Origin of the sequence: Desulfovibrio desulfuricans, assembly GCF_004801255.1 — a bacterium.
Lineage (GTDB): Bacteria > Desulfobacterota > Desulfovibrionia > Desulfovibrionales > Desulfovibrionaceae > Desulfovibrio > Desulfovibrio desulfuricans_C.
On record NZ_CP036295.1, the window covers coordinates 2,171,088 to 2,190,225 of the forward strand.

The following is a 19,138-nucleotide window of genomic DNA, read 5'->3' on the forward strand; positions in this document are numbered from 1 at the left end:
TCCCATTATCAAAAAATTACTATAAAACGCGTTTGCGCGGGCAGTTGCGCCGCCGCGCCAAGGAGTAGCCATGAGCACTGTTACCACCATCGCAGGCCAGTTGGATGCCAAAGGCCTCAAAGTGGCCATTGTAGCCACCCGCTTCAACGACTTTATCGTCGACCGCCTTGTGGGCGGCGCGCAGGATTATCTGGAGCGCCACGGTCTTGATGCCGCCAACATCACCCTGGTGCGCATCCCCGGCGCATTTGAGATGCCGCTGGTCTGCCAGAAGCTCGTCAACTCCGGCAAGTACGACGGCGTGCTGGCTCTTGGCGCGGTTATACGCGGCGGCACGCCCCACTTTGAATATGTGTGCGCCGAGGCCAGCAAGGGCATTGCCCAGGCCATGATGCACTCCGGCATCCCCATCGGTTTTGGCCTGCTCACCTGCGACACCATCGAACAGGCCATTGAGCGCGCTGGTTCCAAGGGCGGCAACAAGGGCGTGGAAGCGGCCGCCGCCATGCTCGAAACCATCCGTGTAATGGAGCAGTTGTAATCCATGGCAAAAGGCAAATCAGCCACCCGTCGAGGCGAACGCGAACTGGCCTTTCAGGTTCTGTACGGCCTTTCCTTCACCCCGGCCAGTGATGTCGATGATCTACGGCGTATTTTTCGCATTTCTCCCGACTACCTTGCCCGCTGGCAGGGTCAGGAACCGCCCGTCCATCCCTCTGGCTTTGCCTGGGAGCTGGTGGAGGGCGTGTGGAGTAAGAGCGACGAGCTTGACGCATCGATCAGCAATTTTTCGCGCAACTGGCGCGTCGACCGAATGGGTCGCGTCGAGCTGACCCTGCTGCGGCTGGCAGTTTACGAAATCATGTTCCGCGCTGACGTGCCGCCCAAGGTCGCCATCAACGAGGCGCTGGAACTCAGCCGCCAGTTTGGCGAAGACAATGCCAAAAGCTTTATCAACGGCATCCTCGATGCCGTGGCCAAGGCTCTGGAAACCGGCGGGATCACGCGTCCCGCCGCCGATTCGTCCACCATATCCGAGTAACCCGGTAAAGCCCCATGACGCACGAACGCTATAATCCGCAAGCTATCGAAGAAAAATGGCAGGCCCGCTGGCAGGCCGACAACGCCTTTGCCTGTACCGACAAAAGCGACAAGCCCAAGTACTATGTGCTTGAAATGTTTCCCTACCCTTCGGGCAATATCCACATGGGCCATGTGCGCAACTATGCCATTGGCGATGTGGTGGCGCGCAGCAAACGCATGCTGGGCTTTAACGTGCTGCACCCCATGGGCTGGGACGCATTTGGCCTGCCTGCGGAAAACGCGGCCATCAAGCACAACACCCACCCGGCCAAGTGGACCTACGCCAATATCGACAACATGCGGGCCCAGCTCAAACGCCTGGGGTATTCCTACGACTGGGATCGCGAGATAGCCACCTGCCGCCCCGAGTACTACCGCTGGGAGCAGATGTTCTTTTTGCGCATGCTGGAAAAAGGCCTCGTGTACCGCAAAAAAGCCGCGCAAAACTGGTGCCCCTCGTGCCACACGGTGCTGGCCAACGAGCAGGTCATCGACGGCCTGTGCTGGCGTTGCGACAGCCGCGTGGTGCAGAAGGATCTGACCCAGTGGTTTCTCAAGATCACGGCTTACGGCGACGAGCTGCTGCAAGACCTGCAGGGGCTTGAAGGCGGCTGGCCCGACCGCGTTATCGCCATGCAGCGCAACTGGATAGGCAAATCTACCGGCGCGGCCATAACCTTTGGGCTTGAAAACGCCGCGCTGCTGGCCGAGGGCGTCAAGGGCATCGACGTGTTCACCACCCGGCCCGACACGCTCTTTGGCGTGACCTTCATGACGCTGGCGCCCGAGCATCCGTTGGTGGAAAAGCTCATTGAGGGCTACGACAAGGCCGACGAAGTACGCGCCTTTGTGGAACGCATCCGCAATATGGACCGCATCGACCGGCAATCCGACTCGCTGGAAAAAGAAGGCATCTTCACCGGCGCTTACGCCGTGCACCCCTTTACCGGGCAGCGCGTGCCGCTGTGGCTGGGCAACTTTGTGCTGGCCGACTACGGCACTGGCGCGGTCATGGGCGTGCCCGCGCACGACCAGCGAGATTTTGAATTTGCCCGCAAATACAACTTGCCCGTGCGCGTGGTCATCAGCCCCAAGGATGAACAGATCAACGCCGAAACCATGACCGAGGCCTACACCGCCGAGGGCTTCATGGTTAACTCCGGCTCTTTTGACGGAACGGCCAACGAAGACGGCAAAAAGGCCGTGGCCCAGGCGCTGGAAAAAGAGGGCAAGGGCAAGGCCACCACGCAGTTCCGCCTGCGCGACTGGAATATCTCGCGCCAGCGTTACTGGGGCGCGCCCATCCCCGTCATTTATTGCGACAAGTGCGGCGTGGTGCCTGAAAAGGAAGAAAACCTGCCCGTACTGCTGCCCATGGATGTAAAAATTCGCGAGGACGGACGCTCTCCCCTGCCGGAAACGCCCGGATTCGCCTCGTGCGTCTGCCCCAAGTGCGGCGGCCCGGCCCGGCGCGAAACCGACACCATGGATACCTTTGTGGAATCCTCGTGGTATTTTGCCCGTTACACCAGCGCCCGCAATACCGAAGCGCCCTTTGACGGCGAGGCCCTCAAGTACTGGCTGCCAGTGGACCAGTACATCGGCGGCGTGGAGCACGCCATACTGCACCTGCTCTACTCGCGCTTTTTCACCAAGGTGCTGCGTGATCTGGGCTTTTTCCCCGCCGGGCTCGACGAGCCTTTCGCCAATCTGCTCACTCAGGGCATGGTGCTTAAAGACGGCAGCAAGATGTCCAAATCCAAGGGCAACGTGGTTGCGCCTTCGGACATGATCGACAAATACGGCGCTGATACCGTACGCCTGTTCTGCCTGTTTGCCGCGCCCGCCGAGCGCGACTTTGACTGGTCCGACTCGGGCATTGAAGGCGCTTCGCGCTTTATTGGCCGCGTGTGGCGTCTGTTTGACGATGAAAAAGACCGACTGCTGCCCCTCAAGGCCTGCCAGTCCACCGCGCAGGACGCCCAGAGCGAAGAAGCCCGCGACCTGCGCCGCCGCGAGCACCTCACCGTCAAAAAATGCAACGAAGACATGGGCGACCGCTTCCAGTTCAACACGGCCATCGCCGCCGTGATGGAGCTGGTCAACGCCATGTACCTCTCGCGCGAGAAGCTCGGCGCAAGCGAGGGCGACCGCCGCGTTTTCTCGTCGGCCATGGCCTCTGTGCTCACGTTGCTCTCGCCTATTACGCCGCACGTCTGCGAAGAGCTGTGGCAGCGCCTGGGCCATAGCACGACCCTTTCGGACGTGCTGTTGCCCAGGTGGGACGAAGCCGCGACCGTTCAGGACATGCTTACCGTGGCCTTGCAGGTCAATGGCAAGCTGCGCGGCACGGTGCAGATTCCCGCCGCTGCCGACAAGGCCGCCATGGAGCAGGCCGCGCTGGCCGACTCCTCAGTGCAGCGCCACATTGACGGCCTCACTGTGCGCAAAGTGGTGATTGTGCCGGGCAAGCTGGTCAACATCGTCGCCAACTAGGGCACGAACGACATACCATGATTGCTTGATCCTTGCGGGTGGAGGGGACGCGTTTTCGCAGCCGAAAAAACGTCCCTTCCACCTGAAACCTCTTCCCCGCAACACATTTTGCACTTATATTAACTGCATTGGCAGTTCTGGCCCGACGGCAAAGCCCCCCATGCGTTTTGCGCCGCCACCCGAGACTGCCTTGGCAGTCTTTTTTTATAATTTTTCAGCCTACGGAAGACCATGAGCGCGGCACATCCCGGATTCACCTTTCTTGTTTGCCCCGACGGGCAATTGCTGCGCGCGCGCATGGAGCAGATGCTCGCCTCGTTTCCGCCTGCGTCCGGCCAGTGGGAGCGGCACGTGTACTGGGGCGACGAGGAACCCTCCCCCCGCTTTTGGGAGCAGCTGACCCTGCAGGGCCTGTTTGGCGCGCCCAGGGTGCTGGTGGCGCGCCAGGCGCAGCTGTGGCCCGCAGCGGTATGGAAAAAAATTTCGCACGCGCTGGCCCGCCCCTCTGAGCAATGCTGGCCTTTTTTCTGCATGGAGGTGGCCTGGGACAAGGGGCAGCCCAAAATTCCCGCACACATCGCCAAGCTGCGCTGCATGGCCTTTGCCGACCAGCAGGGCTGGATATGGCGGCAGGACGGCTTGAACGAGCGGGCGGTCAAAAAGCATGTGCTGCAGCGCGCGCACGAGCTTGGCCTGCGCTTTGAGCAGGATGCCCTGGAGCAGTTTTGCGCCTCAGTGCCGCCCGACGCCCAGGCCATCGAAAACGAACTGCGCAAGCTGCAGCTGTTGCGCAATGCCGCGCAGGATGTTGCGCGCACTGGCGCGCAAGCCCCGGAATCCGGCAACATAACCCTGGCCATGACGGCCACCGCAGCCTGGAATCCGGAATGCAACGTCTTTGACTGCATCCGTCACATGGAGGCGGGCAACCTTGCCGCGGTCTGGAAGGAACTTTCGCGCAGTCAGGACGGCGACAGCCTGCTGTTTTCTCTGCTGGCCCTGCTGGCGCGCGAGCTACGGCTGCTCTGGCAACTGTGGGCGGGCGAAAAGGTGCGCGTGCACCCCAACGAGGCGGCATTTAAAAAGCAGCTGGCTACCCGCCTGGGGCCAGCAGTGCTCGCCGAATGCATGTCCACGGTTATGGATGCGGAGCTGCAGGTAAAGAGCGGCCGCCGGTCGCCGGGGCAAAGCCTGGATTACCTGGCCGCGCGCATGACGGATATGTTTGCCGGGGGTCGCGTACGCGCCTGACGCAGTGCGGGCGCTGCGAGGGCGAGATCCCACCCAAGAGCGGCCCCTGACTGATCGGGTTTACGGTCGGCGTGCGCAGACACGACTGACAAAATACAGTTTTCAAATTCTGCTCGGATCAGCGCGCGTCTTAAGGTTTGCAGGCATGCGCCCGCCTTTCGACGCACCTGCCCCTTGCGCAACCTCCAATACTGCTTACCTTATGACAGCAAAGCCAATATCCAATCCGTCCACGAGTCTCGGGCATCGTGAACGGCTGCGGCAAAGACTTGAACTCGAACCTGCGGCAGTGGCCGATTATGAAGTACTTGAGCTGCTGCTTGGCTATGGCCTGACCCGCAAGGACACAAAGCCTCTGGCCAAGGAACTCATACAGAAATTCGGGAGCATTCGAGGCGCGCTGGACGCACGGTCTGAAGAACTGCTTGAAGTTCCCGGTTTCGGGACGGGGCTTGCGGCCCTGTGGCGGGTTCTGGCCGAGACGCGGGCGCGCTACGCGGCGGCAGAGCTGCGGCAAAAGGAAGTTCTGGCCACGCCGGAGGCTGTGGCGCGTATGGCTCAGGCCAGACTGGGGACAAACCGGCACGAGGAGTGCTGGCTGGCCCTGGTAGACAGGCGCAACCGCCTGATGGCCTGGGAGCGCTTGCGCAGAGGCGGCATTGCAGAGGTTGCGATTTACCCGAGGGATGTTCTTGAAGCAGCCCTGTTGCGAAAGGCCAGCGGCATCATACTGGTGCACAACCACCCCGGCGGTAATCCGGGGCCGTCGCAGGAAGACCGCCTGCTCACAGAAGAGCTGCAAAGACTGGCCCCCCGCATGGGGCTGCGCTTTCTGGATCACGTCATCGTTACAGATGGAGACTGCTACAGCATAACGCAATCACAACGCATTTGAATCGAAAGCAGTCGGGGAGAATATATATGGCTGACATCAATGAAAAAGACATTTTGTTGCACCAGGGCGAACCCGTCGAGGCAGAACCTGCCATCGATGCGGATCAGGACAAGCCGGAGCTGAGCGCACACGAAGCGCTGGAGCGCGAGGGCGGACTTAACACCGCCGCGCAGAGCATCCCTGATACCTTGCCCGTATTGCCCGTGCGCGACGTGGTGATCTTCAACTATATGATTCTGCCGCTTTTTATCGGGCGCGACAAATCCGTTCAGGCGGTGGACGCAGCCCTCAAAAACGGACGGCATCTGCTGGTCTGCGCCCAAAGGGAAGAATCTACCGAAGATCCCAAACCGGAAGACCTCTATGAAGTCGGCACGGTGGTGCAGGTTATGCGCATGCTCAAGATGCCCGATTCGCGGGTAAAAATTCTTGTGCAGGGCGTCAGCCGCGCCCGCGTTACCGGCTACCGTCAGGTTGAGCCTTTTCTTGAGGCCCGAGTGGAAACCCTGCCGGAGCAGATTCCGGTTGTGGACGCCACAGTCGAGGCGCTGCTGCGCTCTGTGCGCGAGCAGAGCGAAAAGGTGCTGACCCTGCGCGGCCTTTCATCGCCCGACGTGCTCGCAGTGCTGCAGGGCGTGGACGATCCTGGCCGTCTGGCCGATCTTATCGCCGCCAACATGCGCATGAAAACCGCCGACGCCCAACGTATTCTCGAGGCGGAAAACCCCATCGACCGTCTCATGCTGGTCAATACCCAGCTGCAGCGCGAGGTGGAGGTGGCCACCGTGCAGGCGCGCATCCAGAGTTCGGCCCGTGAGGGCATGGACAAGGCGCAGAAGGATTACTTTCTGCGCGAGCAGCTCAAGGCCATCCGCACCGAGCTTGGCGACAAGGACGAAGACGGCGAGGAGGATCTTGAAAACCTCAAGCAGGCCCTCGAAAAAGCCGGGCTGCCCAAGGATGTGCGCAAGGAGGCCGACAAGCAGCTGCGCCGCCTCTCGGGCATGCACGCCGATTCTTCCGAGGCCAACGTGGTGCGCACCTACCTTGACTGGCTGGTGGATCTGCCGTGGAAAAAGTTTTCGCGCGACAGGCTCGACATTGTTCATGCCAAGCAGATTCTGGACGAGGATCACTGCGGACTCGACAAAATCAAGGACCGCATCCTCGAATTTTTGAGCGTGCGCAAGCTCAACCCGCAGTCCAAGGGTCCCATCCTGTGCTTTGCGGGCCCTCCCGGCGTGGGCAAAACCTCGCTTGGCCGCTCCATCGCGCGGGCTATGGGCCGCAAGTTCCAGCGGCTTTCGCTGGGCGGCATGCACGACGAGGCCGAGATACGCGGCCACCGGCGAACCTACATTGGCGCCATGCCGGGGCGTATCATCCAGGCGCTCAAGCAGGCGGGCACGCGCAATCCTGTTATCGTGCTGGACGAGGTGGACAAGCTGGGCACGGATTTCAGGGGCGACCCCTCCTCCGCCCTGCTGGAAGTGCTTGACCCGGAACAGAACAACACCTTCAGCGATCATTACCTGAACGTGCCCTTTGATCTTTCCAAGGTCATGTTTTTGTGCACGGCCAACCATCTGGAGACCATCCCGGCGGCCCTGCGCGACCGTATGGAGGTTATTTCGCTGCCTGGCTACACCATGCAGGAAAAAGCCCAGATCGCCCGCATCCATCTGCTGCCCAAAAAAGTGGCGGACAACGGCCTGGCCGCAAAAGACGTGGAGTTGACCGAGCCGGCGCTGGAAAAAATTATCAGGGAATACACGCGCGAGGCAGGCCTGCGCAACCTTGAGCGCGAGCTTTCGTCCATCTGCCGCAAACTGGCCCGGAGCAAAGCCGAGGGCAAAAAGCCGCCCTTCAAGGTTGACGCGGCCGATGTGGAAAAACTGCTGGGCGCGCCCCGCTTTATTGAAGACGAAAAGGAAAAGAAGCTCATGCCCGGCATGGCTCTGGGCCTGGCCTGGACCCCGGCCGGCGGCGAGGTGCTTACGGTTGAGGCCACAGTCATGAAGGGCAAGGGAGGCCTTACCCTTACCGGCCAGCTTGGCGACGTCATGAAAGAAAGCGCCCAGGCGGCGCTGAGCTACATACGCAGCCGCGCTGAAGACCTCGGCGTGGACCCCGACTTTGTGGGCAAGTACGATCTGCACGTGCACGTACCCGCAGGGGCAACCCCCAAGGATGGCCCCTCGGCGGGCGTGACGCTGACAACGGCGCTCATTTCTGCGCTCAGCGGGCGTCGGGTACGCGCCGACCTGTGCATGACCGGCGAGATAACCCTGCAGGGACGAGTGCTGCCCGTGGGCGGCATCAAGGAAAAAATTCTGGCGGGCGTGACGCGCGGCCTCAGGCATGTGGCCATCCCGCACCAGAACGTCAAGGATCTTGAAGACGTGCCCAAGGAACTGCTCAAGCGCATAACGGTGCATCCCATCCACCATTATGACGAACTGCTGCCTCTGGTTTTTGAAACCAAGGGCGGACGCGGGGGCAGCTCCTCGGCTGGCAAGAGCGGCGCAACAAAGGCGGAAGAACCCGCCGCTGCTGCGGCCAAACCTGTCAGCGGCAGGGGCCGCAAACGCCCTGCCGAAGCCGGAGCCTGACCTGCGTGCGGCTCAGACAGTATATTGATGAAGCTACCGCGCAATTGACCAGGGCGGGGGTGGACAGCCCCCGCCTTTGCGCGGAAGTTCTGGCCCGCGAGGCCCTGGGCGGCGATGCCGCAAGCTCCGCGCGGCTTTTCTGCATTCTGGCGGCAGACCGGCAAATTGAACCGGACGAGAGGCAAAGGCTGGATGCGCTGGTCGCCCAACGCGCCACCGGACAGCCCCTGGCGCAGATCATTGGCCGCAAGGAATTTTATGGGCGCGACTTTGTAGTAACCCGCCACACGCTTATCCCACGGCCAGAGACAGAGCTGCTCGTCGATACGGCGCTTGAGCTGCTGCCCGAAGAACCACTGCGTTTTGCGGACCTTGGCGCGGGCACAGGCTGCATCGGCCTGACCCTGCTGGCCGAGCGCCCCGCCTGGAGCGGCCTGCTTGTGGACATCTGCCCGCAGGCCATAGCAGTAACCGCCCAAAACACCAGGCTGCTGGGCCTTGAGGGCCGGGCCGCAGCCGTGCGGAGCGACATGTGCAGGCCTCCGCTCAAGGCCCAATCGTTGCGTCTGCTTGTGAGCAACCCGCCGTACATTGCCGAGGCCGAGCGGCACATGGTCATGGACGAGGTGTTGCACAACGAGCCGCACAGCGCGCTGTTTTCGGACAACAACGGGCTTTCCCACCTGGCGGCCGCCATACAGGCGGCGGCTTTTGCCCTGCAGCCGGGCGGCTGGGTGCTGCTTGAGCACGGCGCGGAGCAGGCGCAGGCCGTCGCAGGGCTGCTGCGCGCCACGAGTATTTTTAAAAAAATTGAAAATAAACGGGATATTGCCCAACTTTACCGTTGCACATTGGCACAAAAAGGGCTATAAGGCCAAATCGTTTCTGCGCTAGTTTCGCATGAAGCGGTAAAAAGCAGCACGGCTCACCATAATTTGAAAAAAATTGAGCCAAAGCGATTTTTTTGCTTGCCAAGCAAAATGAAAATGGCTAATAAGCTGTGTTGCCGCTGGCGTAGCTCAACTGGCAGAGCAGCTGATTTGTAATCAGCAGGTTGCGGGTTCGAGTCCCATCGCCAGCTCCACAAGAAGCTGAACGAAGATCGGACCATCCGACTTTGCGGCAAGAGTGGAGGGGTTCCCGAGTGGCCAAAGGGAACAGACTGTAAATCTGTCGTCGTAAGACTTCGGTGGTTCAAATCCACCCCCCTCCACCACCACTTTTCCGTCGCCAAATACTGGACGGTTGGTGGCTGGTTTAATAAAAACTGCCTTGGCTGTAGGAGACAGGAAGCCTGTCGGGGAACTACGGTAGCGTGCGGGAATAGCTCAACGGCTAGAGCATCAGCCTTCCAAGCTGAGGGTTGCGGGTTCGAATCCCGTTTCCCGCTCCAAATCCTGCCTGATTCCGCCTCCCCCTCAGTCACCTTGTCCGCCAATGCACGTTCCCTGGTGTCCAGGGACTGAATGCGGATAGCGGGCCGCCCAACGGAACTTCCCACTGCCGCAGCCGTTACGCGAGGAGCAGGCGTTACAGCAAGCTCGAATTCAACAAAGAATTTAGTAACGCAGGTAAAACGCAAACATTTTTTTCTCCAGGGAGACGTACAATGGGCAAGGAAAAATTTGAACGCAAAAAGCCCCATGTAAACATCGGCACCATCGGCCACATCGACCATGGCAAGACCACCCTCACCGCCGCCATCACCAAGATTGCCGGTCTGAAGGGTTCGGGCAAGTTCATTTCTTATGACGAAATCGACAAGGCCCCCGAAGAAAAGGAACGTGGTATCACCATTTCCACCGCACACGTGGAATACGAAACCCCGAAGCGCCACTATGCCCACGTTGACTGCCCCGGCCACGCCGACTACATCAAGAACATGATCACCGGCGCTGCCCAGATGGACGGCGGTATTCTTGTTGTGGCCGCCACCGACGGCCCCATGCCCCAGACCCGTGAGCACATTCTGCTTGCCCGTCAGGTCGGCGTGCCCCAGCTCGTGGTGTTCCTGAACAAGTGCGACCTGGTCGACGACGAAGAACTGCTGGAACTCGTGGAACTCGAAGTTCGCGAGCTGCTCTCTAGCTACGACTTCCCCGGCGACGACGTTCCGGTTATCCGCGGTTCCGCCCTTAAGGCGCTGGAATGCGACAACGCCGACGCGCCCGAGGCCAAGTGCATTCTTGACCTGCTGCAGGCCTGCGACGATTTCATTCCCGAACCGGAACGCGACATCGACAAGCCCTTCCTGATGCCCATCGAAGACGTGTTCTCCATCTCCGGCCGTGGTACTGTTGTTACCGGTCGTGTGGAACGCGGCATCCTGAAGGTCAGTGACGAAGTGGAAATTGTGGGTATCAAGCCCACCCAGAAAACCATCTGCACCGGCGTTGAAATGTTCCGCAAGCTGCTTGACCAGGGTCAGGCCGGCGACAACATCGGCGCCCTGCTTCGCGGCACCAAGCGTGACGACGTGGAACGCGGCCAGGTTCTTGCCGCTCCCAAAAGCATCACGCCCCACAAGAAGTTCAAGGCTGAAGTGTACGTTCTCTCCAAGGAAGAAGGCGGCCGTCATACCCCGTTCTTCTCTGGCTATCGTCCTCAGTTCTACTTCCGTACCACGGACATCACCGGCATCATCAACCTGCCCGAAGGCGTGGAAATGGTTATGCCTGGCGATAACTCCCAGTTCATCGTTGAACTCATCGCTCCCATCGCCATGGAAGCCGGTCTGCGTTTCGCCATCCGTGAAGGTGGCCGCACCGTTGGCTCCGGCGTGGTGACCGAAATCATCGAGTAGCATATGCGAGTTAACATCATTCTAGCTTGCACCGAGTGCAAGCGCCGCAACTACAGCACCCGGAAGAACAAGAAAAACACTACCGGGCGGCTGGAAATGAAGAAATATTGTCCCTGGGACAAGAAGCACACGTTGCATCGCGAAACCAGGTAATACAAACTTCCGCCGGGGGGCGTTAAGCCCCCCGGACGGTGCGCAGGGCAGTAGCTCTAACGGCTAGAGCGGCGGTCTCCAAAACCGCATGTTGGGGGTTCGAATCCCTCCTGCCCTGCCATTTTTTATCTCCGGATTACACCATGGCAAAAAAACAAGCTCAAGCTGCCGACCTTAAGGCTGACAAAGGCCCCAACCCTGTCGTACGGTTTACACGCTACGTTGAGGATGCCAAGGCCGAATTGCGCAAAGTTACCTGGCCTACGATGCAGGAAACTCGCAAAGCCACCTTGGCCGTTTTGGGCTTCGTAGCCGTGATGGCTGTTATTCTGGGGCTGGTGGACTTTGGTCTGTCTTCCCTGATCAAGACCCTACTGTCCTGAAGGCCAATATGAAAGACCCTGTTATCGACGAAACTTCCGAGCTCTGCAAAAAGGCTCGCTGGTACATCGTGCACACCTACTCTGGTTTTGAGCAGCGTGTGCAGAAGACCATTAACGAGTTGCGCCGCACCGGGCAGGATGAGGGGCTTATTGAGGAAATTGTTGTGCCCACGGAAAAGGTCATCGAACCTACCAAGGGCGGCCAGCAACGCACCTCTACTCGCAAGTTCTACCCCGGGTATGTCATGGTTCGCATGACCATGACGGATCTTTCCTGGCATCTGGTTCAGTCCATCCCCAAGGTCACGGGGTTTGTTGGCGGCAAAAACCGTCCTACCCCGATGCGTGAAAGCGAAGCCCAGCGCATACTCGATCTCATGGAGTCGCGCCAGGAAACGCCAAGGCCCAAGTTCAACTTTGACCGCGGCGACGAAGTACGCGTTATTGAAGGGCCGTTTGGCGGCTTCAATGGCGTTGTGGAAGACGTCAACTACGACAAGGGGAAACTGCGCGTTTCCGTTTCCATTTTTGGTCGTCAGACCCCTGTGGAACTGGATTTTGTGCAGGTATCCAAAGGTTAATGACTTGCCCCCGCGCGGTCGGGTTTGCCCTGACCAGTGCGAGCAGCGATGAAGGATAACGCAAATGGCCAAGAAAGAAGTTGCCAAAATCAAACTGCAGATCCCCGCAGGCGCGGCTAACCCCTCGCCGCCGGTGGGTCCCGCTTTGGGTCAGCATGGCCTGAACATCATGGGTTTCTGCAAGGAATTCAATGCCCGCACCATGGAACAGAAGGGCACCATCATTCCTGTGGTCATCACCGTGTATGCTGACCGCTCTTTCACCTTCATCACCAAGACCCCCCCGGCCTCGGTGCTGATCATGAAAGCCGCCAAGATCGAAAAGGGTTCCGGCGAACCCAACCGTAACAAGGTTGGCAGCCTGACCATGGCTCAGGTTGAAGAAATCGCCAAGCTGAAGCTGCCCGATCTGAATGCTGCCAGCGTTGAAGCTGCGGTGAAGTCCATTGCTGGCACCGCTCGCAGCATGGGCATTGACGTTAAGTAAGGCTCCTTTTTACGCCGTGAGCGCCTCTGGGCGCTCGTTGCATATACGGCAAACCAGCCTTACGGCTTGACGGCATACGCCTGACGGCCATCGTTGAAATCAATTGTACTGCCGCCTTTGCGCAAGACAAAGTCCGGCAGGAGATGCAAAACGAAAGGATTATCTCATGCCCAGACATGGCAAGAATTTCCGCAAGGCTCTTGAAGGTAGCAACCTTCAGGATCGCTTCAGCATTGAAGACGCAGTGAGCAAATCGCTCGGCGCTTCATTTGCCAAATTTGATGAAACTGTCGATGTGGCCGTTCGCCTCGGCGTTGACCCCAAATATTCTGATCAGATGGTGCGCGGCGCTGTGACCCTGCCCAACGGGCTTGGCAAGACTGTGCGCGTTGCCGTTTTCTGCAAGGGCGAAAAGCAGGCCGAAGCCCGCGAAGCCGGCGCCGATGTTGTGGGCGCGGAAGAACTGGTCGCCAAGGTCAAGGAAGGCTGGCTCGAATTTGATGCCGCCGTCGCCACCCCCGACGTCATGGCCCTTGTGGGTCAGATCGGTCGCGTGCTTGGCCCCCGTGGTCTTATGCCCAACGCCAAGACCGGCTCCGTCACCTTTGACTTGACCAAGGCCGTCACCGAACTCAAGGCTGGTCGCGTCGACTTCAAGGTTGACAAGGCTGGCGTGCTGCACGCTCCCCTCGGCAAGGTTTCTTTTGGCCCCGAAAAGATTCTGGGCAACCTCAAGGCCCTGCTTGACGCCGTCAACCGCCTTAAGCCTTCTGCCGCCAAGGGCAGCTACATGCTCTCCATGGCAGTGTCCACCACCATGGGTCCCGGCTTCAAGGTCGACATGGCTCAGGTTAAAAAATTTCTTGAGGGCTAAGCTCTCAAGTTTGTGGGTGCGCTGTTTTGCAGTGCGCCCACAATCTGTCTAAGGAACCGGAATTCGAGTCGAAGACGACAGGTGGGCGAAAGCTCTTAATACCCTGTCTAGACACATCTTCTTTGGCTCGGCATTCCACCTGGCAACCCCGAACGTGAGAGGTATCACGTGAACAGGTCTGGAAAAGCCGCTATAATTGAAGCCGTTAAGGCCCGTGCCGACAAAGCTTCTTTTGCGGTTATCACGGACTTCAAGGGCATGACGGTGGAAGAGCTGACGAACCTGCGTGTTTCCCTGCGTACTGCAGGCGGCGAATATCACGTCGTTAAAAACACGTTGGCCCGCATTGCTCTTACCGACGGTACGCACAACGCTATCAAGGACAAGTTCCATGATAACTGCGGCGTGGCCTTTGGGTTCGATGACCCCGTGGCGGTGGCCAAGGCGCTCAGCGATTTTGCCAAGCAAAGCAAGCTCTTTGAGCTGCGCTGCGCCAGCCTGGACGGCAAGGCTATGGATGCCGCCCAGATTGACGCTCTGGCCAAGCTGCCCAGCAAGGAGCAGCTGCTCGGTCATTTGCTCGGCACCATGAACGCCGTGCCCACCAATTTTGTTTCGCTGTTCGCCAACGTGCTGCGTGGCCTGCTCTATGCCCTCAAGGGCATCGAAGATCAGAAAGCCAACGCTGCATAGCAATCAGCCATCGAATTATTTGAACTCAAGCCAAAGATCAGGAGACTTATCATGGCCGTTACCAAAGAAGAAGTTGTTGATTTTATCTCCAATATGACCGTTCTTGAACTCTCCGAGTTCATCAAGGAACTGGAAGAAAAGTTTGGTGTTTCCGCTGCCGCTCCCGCCGCCGCCATGGTTATGGCCGCCCCCGCTGCCGCTGCTGAAGCCGCCGAAGAAAAGACCGAATTCGACGTGATCCTGAAGGAAGCTGGCGCCAACAAGATCGGCGTCATCAAGGCTGTGCGCGCTCTGACCAGCCTTGGCCTCAAGGAAGCCAAGGAAAAGGTCGACGGCTGCCCCTCCACCCTGAAGGAAGGCGTGTCCAAGGATGAAGCCGAAGAAGCCAAGAAGCTGCTTACCGAAGCTGGCGCCACTGTCGAAGTGAAGTAAGTTCGGTTTTACCGTACTTTTGGGCGGAACCTTCGGGTTCCGCCTTTTTTTGTGTCCTTTTTCTTGCGCCGGACAGCAGTGAAGCTGTCTGTCCCCTTGTCAAAGCTGCGTTGTCAGCCACATCTCTGCCGCACCTCCCCCGCAGACATTTTGCCATACAACTTTTCAGGCAGCCATGCGCACGCGGCTGTTTTGCGGTGCGCATGGCACCGCTACCAATGAAGTTGGCCTGTTGCTGCATTGCTCTTTTGCCGCCAAAGGGGACAGACATTGATTATCCCGCTGTGTTGACATAGCGGGATGTTCTGATACCCATAAGAGTGAAATGGATCATGTAACGGAAGTTGCTGTTCCCAATCGTTGACGTTTTTTGCGGCCTTTGGCCAGATAGAACCACGGTCACCGCAACCCGGAGCCGCCATGAACAACCGCAATCTGCTCTACGCCCTCGCTCTGACCTGTCTTTTGCTGGTCTTTGGCGCGTGGATGCTCACTTTTTTTCACTATGGCGCTGCAGTCCGGCAAAGTCCTCCCGCTCAGGTGCAGAACTCGCTGCACACAGGGCCAGCGGCAGAACCGCAGTTTAACCCTCCGCGACCGCAGGATGCCCCAGAGGCCATCCGCGACGCCGTCATGCTTGGCTACAATATTTTAACGGACACGGCGCAGTACGCACCGGGGCACGCGGGCAACGAGCTGACCTGCGCTACCTGTCATCTTGAAGCCGGGCGCAGCAAGAATTCAATCAGTCTTGTGGGCGCAGCCGCTACCTACCCGCGATTTTCGGCCAGCCATAAAGGCAGCATTGACCTCGCCCAAAAAGTGCAAGACTGCTTTGCCCGCAACCTCAATGCAACCCCGCCCGCGCTCGACAGCCGCGACATGCAGGCCATACTTGCCTATCTGCAATGGATTTCAAAAGACATTCCCGTGTACGCCAGCATACCCTGGGCTCTACCTGCTGCCCTGGGCGGCAGCCACAAGGCTGATGCAGTCAGCGGCGCACAGGTCTATGCCGACGCCTGCGCGGCCTGTCACGGCGAGGCGGGCGACGGTTCACCCCCGCTGTGGGGCAAAGGCGCGTACACCGACGGATCATCCTTGCACGACATAAATACCTTTGCGGTCTTTACCCACCGCTTTATGCCGCCCGACGCCGCCACGCTCACGCCGGAACAGGCGCTCGACGTGTCCTCCTACGTAAACGCCCAGCCTCGCCCTGTGTTTTCTGCCCAGCCCGCGCAAGGAAAGTAAGCCATGAACTTTCCTATTCTGCATATTCCTGTGGTGGGCGACGGCATGACCATTGCCCTCAACGCTGTACTGCACGTCTGCATCAGCCACGGGCTGGCCATCGGCCTCATGGCTATGCTGGTTACCTTTCAGACGCTCACATGGCAGGGCAAGGGAGCCTTTTGGGCAAGGATCGCACGGCAGGTGCTGGGGCCGCTGGTCATTGCGACTACCTCCATAGGGGCCGTTACGGGCGTGGGCATATGGATTCTGACCGGCAGCCTCGCCCCCGAGGGCATCGGCGCACTCATCCATCTTTTTTTCTGGCCATGGTTTATCGAGTGGTTCGCCTTTACAGCCGAGGTTATCCTGCTGCTGTGCTACTACTACCTGTGGGACAAACTTGCGGAGCGCAAACCCGGCGTCCTTGCGGCCATCGGCTGGGCCTATGTGGCCACGTCATTTGTTTCCGCCGTGCTTATCACGGGCATTCTGGGCTTTATGCTTACCCCCCAGGGCTGGCCATGGGCCCGCAGCTTTACCGAGGCATACTTTAACCCCACATTTATCCCCCAGTGTTTTTTGCGTGTCGGGGGCGGCATCGCTATTGGCGCGCTGCTGCTGCTTGCCTGGGTCGCCTGGCGCTTCAAGGGCACGCCCGACGAGCGCGGCAGGGCATTACGCGCCTGCGGCATCGCCCTGCTGGCTTCGCTGGCCGTTACGGCGGCCGCAAGTTACGTGTATTTTTTGCGGGTTCCCCTGACCTACCTTACCCACTGGAAGTTTGCCGTCGCCACGTCGCACCTTTCGCAGCTGCCCGATTTTCTGCCTGCGGCCAATACCGTTGCGGTACTGGTGCTGGTGCTGGCCGCTCTGGCAGCCCTGAGCCGCAGCCCCCTGCTGAGCCGCGCCCTGTGCATACCGGCTGTGCTGTTGAGCCTGTGCATGGTGATGGAATTTGAACGGGTGCGCGAATTTATTCGCGGGCCGTACCTGATGCCGGGCTATATGCACGCCAGCCAGATAACCCTGATAGAAAGCGAGGCCCTGGCCGCCGACAATCAGCCCCTGCTGCCGCGCTTGCGCTGGGTCAACACCAGCGCAAGCCTGCCCCCTGCGGCACAGGCAGCCAAAACGCTGTTTGCCGCCAACTGCGGCGTCTGCCACGCAGAAAGCGGCGTCAACGGCATTGATCAGCGGCTGGCAGGCCGCTCGGCAGACGGCATCAACGCCATGCTGGGCATAACGCAGCGGCTGGCCCCTTACATGACGCCCTTTGTGGGGTCCGAACAGGAGCGCACGCTGCTGACCGAGTATCTGTTCCAGCTTTCGTCCAACTACTCGCGCCGCACGCAGCAGGCAGCCAGGGAGAAGTAGCCATGCAGCAATGGACTGACCTTTTCCTCAACATGCCCTTGCCCGAAGGCTGGATGCGGGGGCTGCTGTTTGTCACCTTTGGCCTGCACCTGCTGTTTGTGCTGCTGATGCTGGGCACGGCAGTACTGAGCCTGCTGTTATTTTTACGCGACCTTTTGCGTCAGCCCTCGCCCGCGCAGCACTGGAACGAACACGTCGCGCATTCGCACATGGGGCTCAAGAGCCTGGCTGTGGTGCTGGGCGTCGGGCCGCTGCTGCTCATGCAGGTAAGCCATTCGCACGCATTTTTTACCGTTACCGGGCTTTTTTCGTATGTATGGATGGCCATTATCCCCCTGCTGATCACGGCCTTTCTGCTGTTTGACGCCTTTGCCCACAAGCTGGGCACCAGCGTGTGGCTGGCCCTGATCTGCGGCATACTGGGCGTTGCTGCGCTGCTCACGGTGCCCGCCATCTTTACCGGCGCGCTGACCCTCATGGAGCGGCCCGCGAGCTGGGTCGACTTTGCCGCACGCGGCATAAGGCCAGATACGGTCTGGCTGCCTCACTGGATACTGCGCTATCTGCATGTGTTGGGCGCAGCGCTGGCCTTTGGCGCGGCCTTTCACCTGTTTTACTCGGCCAGGGACGACGCCCCCAGGGCCCGGCTGCTGCGCAAATGGCTGCTGGGCGCTCTTGCGGCCCAGGCGGTGCTGGGCCTTGCCCTGCTGGCAACCCTGCTGCCGCAGCTCACCGTACCGGTGCTGACCCTGCTTGGCCTTGGCATGCTGGCTCTGGGGATGGCGCTGTGGCTGCTGCGCCCGGATTGTGCCGCCGCCGACTATCGCATGCTGGCCCTGCTGCCCGTGATTTTTGCATCCATGCTGCTGGCCCGCCAGCTGCTGCAGGGCGAGGCCATGGCGCCGACGCAGGCGCAGGCCCTGGCCGAGCGCCAGCAGAGGGCGAGCGAGCTGGCCCCCTTCAGCCAAAAGGCGCTGGAGGCCTTTGCCGTCAAGCTGCGCACCGTCTACGACAATGGCGACACCATTTACGACGGCGCGTGCGAGCCCTGTCACGGCCTGGACGGACGCGGCGTGGGGCCGGAATCGCACCGCCTGCGCATCCCGGCTGCGGAGCTTGCCGCCATGAAAATTGACCGCGACTACGCCTACGAAATGGTGCGCGACGGCACTCCGGGCACGGGCATGCCCTACTTTCGCATGTATGACCGAGAAAAGCTGGAAAGCCTGCTGGACGCCATGGACAGGCGCTTTTCCATGTTTGCGGCCACGCCGCCTCCCGAGCGCGATATCAGCCCCGCTTCGCTGGAGGTCTGGATAGCCACCTGCGCCAGCTGTCACGCGGCCAACGGCAGCGTCAGCACCGCCGGTCGGGCCATGCAGCCCCCGCCGCCGGACTTTCGCCGCAGCAGCGTAAGCCACGAACGCGCGCTCAAAATCATCACCGAGGGCTACCCCGGCACGGGCATGCCCGCGTACCGCAATCAGCCGGCCGCCGTGCGCGATGACCTGGCGATCATCTGCAACAGCTTTCGCGCTTCACACGCCAAACAGTAAACCAGCCGGATTTGAGGACGCTGACAGCCCGCAGCTCGGGCGGCCCCCTGTCGCGGCATAGCAAAGCCCCCGCTCCTTATGGAACGGGGGCTTTGCGTTATCCGGTCGTGTTCAGACAGCCCGTTGAAAAACAATTCAACAATAATAACTAGTTACTGGCACTGTTTGCCCGCGGCTTTTTTGGCTTTTTTGCGCAGGCGGCGTTCTTCTTCCTCAAGCAGAGCACGCT

Annotated in this window: 18 protein-coding genes and 4 tRNA genes; all 22 read left to right on the forward strand. The window is 59.9% G+C overall.

Going from position 1 to position 19,138, the window contains the following annotated elements; genetic code table 11:
* Nucleotides 1–70: 70 nt before the first annotated feature.
* The 22 genes from ribH to DDIC_RS09215 all read left to right on the forward strand — a co-directional run bounded on the left by ribH (nt 71) and on the right by DDIC_RS09215 (nt 18,909).
* The gene (gene ribH, locus DDIC_RS09110) at nt 71–541 is read left to right on the forward strand and encodes a 6,7-dimethyl-8-ribityllumazine synthase (protein WP_136400150.1); all 471 of its coding nucleotides are present in this window, start codon (nt 71–73) and stop codon (nt 539–541) included.
* Nucleotides 542–544: 3 nt separating this feature from the next.
* A complete protein-coding gene (nusB, locus tag DDIC_RS09115) occupies nt 545–1,042 on the forward strand; it encodes a transcription antitermination factor NusB (protein ID WP_136400151.1) in 498 nt (165 codons plus the stop codon).
* Nucleotides 1,043–1,056: 14 nt separating this feature from the next.
* The gene (gene leuS, locus DDIC_RS09120; protein ID WP_136400152.1) at nt 1,057–3,579 is read left to right on the forward strand and encodes a leucine--tRNA ligase; all 2,523 of its coding nucleotides are present in this window, start codon (nt 1,057–1,059) and stop codon (nt 3,577–3,579) included.
* Between the two features lie 231 nt (nt 3,580–3,810).
* A complete protein-coding gene (locus DDIC_RS09125; protein ID WP_136400153.1) occupies nt 3,811–4,830 on the forward strand; it encodes a DNA polymerase III subunit delta in 1,020 nt (339 codons plus the stop codon).
* Nucleotides 4,831–5,032: 202 nt separating this feature from the next.
* Nucleotides 5,033–5,725, forward strand: a complete 693-nt coding sequence (gene radC, locus DDIC_RS09130) for a RadC family protein (RefSeq protein ID WP_136400154.1) — start codon at nt 5,033–5,035, stop codon at nt 5,723–5,725.
* Nucleotides 5,726–5,751: 26 nt separating this feature from the next.
* On the forward strand, nt 5,752–8,337 hold the full coding sequence (gene lon / locus DDIC_RS09135) for an endopeptidase La (RefSeq protein ID WP_136400155.1): 2,586 nt from the start codon (nt 5,752–5,754) through the stop codon (nt 8,335–8,337).
* Nucleotides 8,338–8,342: 5 nt separating this feature from the next.
* Nucleotides 8,343–9,209: a peptide chain release factor N(5)-glutamine methyltransferase gene (gene prmC / locus DDIC_RS09140; RefSeq protein ID WP_136400156.1), complete on the forward strand. Its 867-nt coding sequence runs from the start codon at nt 8,343–8,345 to the stop codon at nt 9,207–9,209.
* 136 nt (nt 9,210–9,345) lie between these two features.
* Nucleotides 9,346–9,421: transfer RNA gene (locus DDIC_RS09145), tRNA-Thr, on the forward strand.
* 46 nt (nt 9,422–9,467) lie between these two features.
* Nucleotides 9,468–9,553 (forward strand) — tRNA-Tyr (locus DDIC_RS09150).
* A 101-nt stretch (nt 9,554–9,654) separates the two neighbouring features.
* Nucleotides 9,655–9,730: transfer RNA gene (locus tag DDIC_RS09155), tRNA-Gly, on the forward strand.
* A gap of 216 nt (nt 9,731–9,946) precedes the next feature.
* Nucleotides 9,947–11,140: an elongation factor Tu gene (gene tuf / locus DDIC_RS09160; protein ID WP_136400157.1), complete on the forward strand. Its 1,194-nt coding sequence runs from the start codon at nt 9,947–9,949 to the stop codon at nt 11,138–11,140.
* 3 nt (nt 11,141–11,143) lie between these two features.
* Nucleotides 11,144–11,293 carry a 50S ribosomal protein L33 gene (gene rpmG, locus DDIC_RS09165; protein ID WP_072334080.1) on the forward strand — a complete coding sequence of 50 codons (150 nt, stop codon included), beginning with the start codon at nt 11,144–11,146 and terminating at the stop codon, nt 11,291–11,293.
* 44 nt (nt 11,294–11,337) lie between these two features.
* Nucleotides 11,338–11,414 (forward strand) — tRNA-Trp (locus DDIC_RS09170).
* Nucleotides 11,415–11,436: 22 nt separating this feature from the next.
* Nucleotides 11,437–11,676: a preprotein translocase subunit SecE gene (gene secE / locus DDIC_RS09175; protein WP_136400158.1), complete on the forward strand. Its 240-nt coding sequence runs from the start codon at nt 11,437–11,439 to the stop codon at nt 11,674–11,676.
* A gap of 8 nt (nt 11,677–11,684) precedes the next feature.
* On the forward strand, nt 11,685–12,257 hold the full coding sequence (gene nusG / locus DDIC_RS09180; RefSeq protein WP_136400159.1) for a transcription termination/antitermination protein NusG: 573 nt from the start codon (nt 11,685–11,687) through the stop codon (nt 12,255–12,257).
* Nucleotides 12,258–12,321: 64 nt separating this feature from the next.
* Complete coding sequence (gene rplK / locus DDIC_RS09185) at nt 12,322–12,744, forward strand: 50S ribosomal protein L11 (RefSeq protein ID WP_136400160.1); 423 nt, start codon at nt 12,322–12,324, stop codon at nt 12,742–12,744.
* A gap of 166 nt (nt 12,745–12,910) precedes the next feature.
* The gene (gene rplA, locus DDIC_RS09190; RefSeq protein ID WP_136400161.1) at nt 12,911–13,618 is read left to right on the forward strand and encodes a 50S ribosomal protein L1; all 708 of its coding nucleotides are present in this window, start codon (nt 12,911–12,913) and stop codon (nt 13,616–13,618) included.
* A 168-nt stretch (nt 13,619–13,786) separates the two neighbouring features.
* Nucleotides 13,787–14,311, forward strand: coding sequence for a 50S ribosomal protein L10 (gene rplJ, locus DDIC_RS09195; protein ID WP_136400162.1), 525 nt, complete (start codon nt 13,787–13,789; stop codon nt 14,309–14,311).
* 51 nt (nt 14,312–14,362) lie between these two features.
* Nucleotides 14,363–14,743, forward strand: a complete 381-nt coding sequence (gene rplL / locus DDIC_RS09200; protein ID WP_136400163.1) for a 50S ribosomal protein L7/L12 — start codon at nt 14,363–14,365, stop codon at nt 14,741–14,743.
* 420 nt (nt 14,744–15,163) lie between these two features.
* Complete coding sequence (locus DDIC_RS09205) at nt 15,164–15,997, forward strand: c-type cytochrome (RefSeq protein WP_136400164.1); 834 nt, start codon at nt 15,164–15,166, stop codon at nt 15,995–15,997.
* 3 nt (nt 15,998–16,000) lie between these two features.
* Complete coding sequence (locus DDIC_RS09210; RefSeq protein WP_136400165.1) at nt 16,001–17,353, forward strand: cytochrome ubiquinol oxidase subunit I; 1,353 nt, start codon at nt 16,001–16,003, stop codon at nt 17,351–17,353.
* A 2-nt stretch (nt 17,354–17,355) separates the two neighbouring features.
* Nucleotides 17,356–18,909, forward strand: coding sequence for a c-type cytochrome (locus DDIC_RS09215; protein WP_136400166.1), 1,554 nt, complete (start codon nt 17,356–17,358; stop codon nt 18,907–18,909).
* Nucleotides 18,910–19,138: the final 229 nt, after the last annotated feature.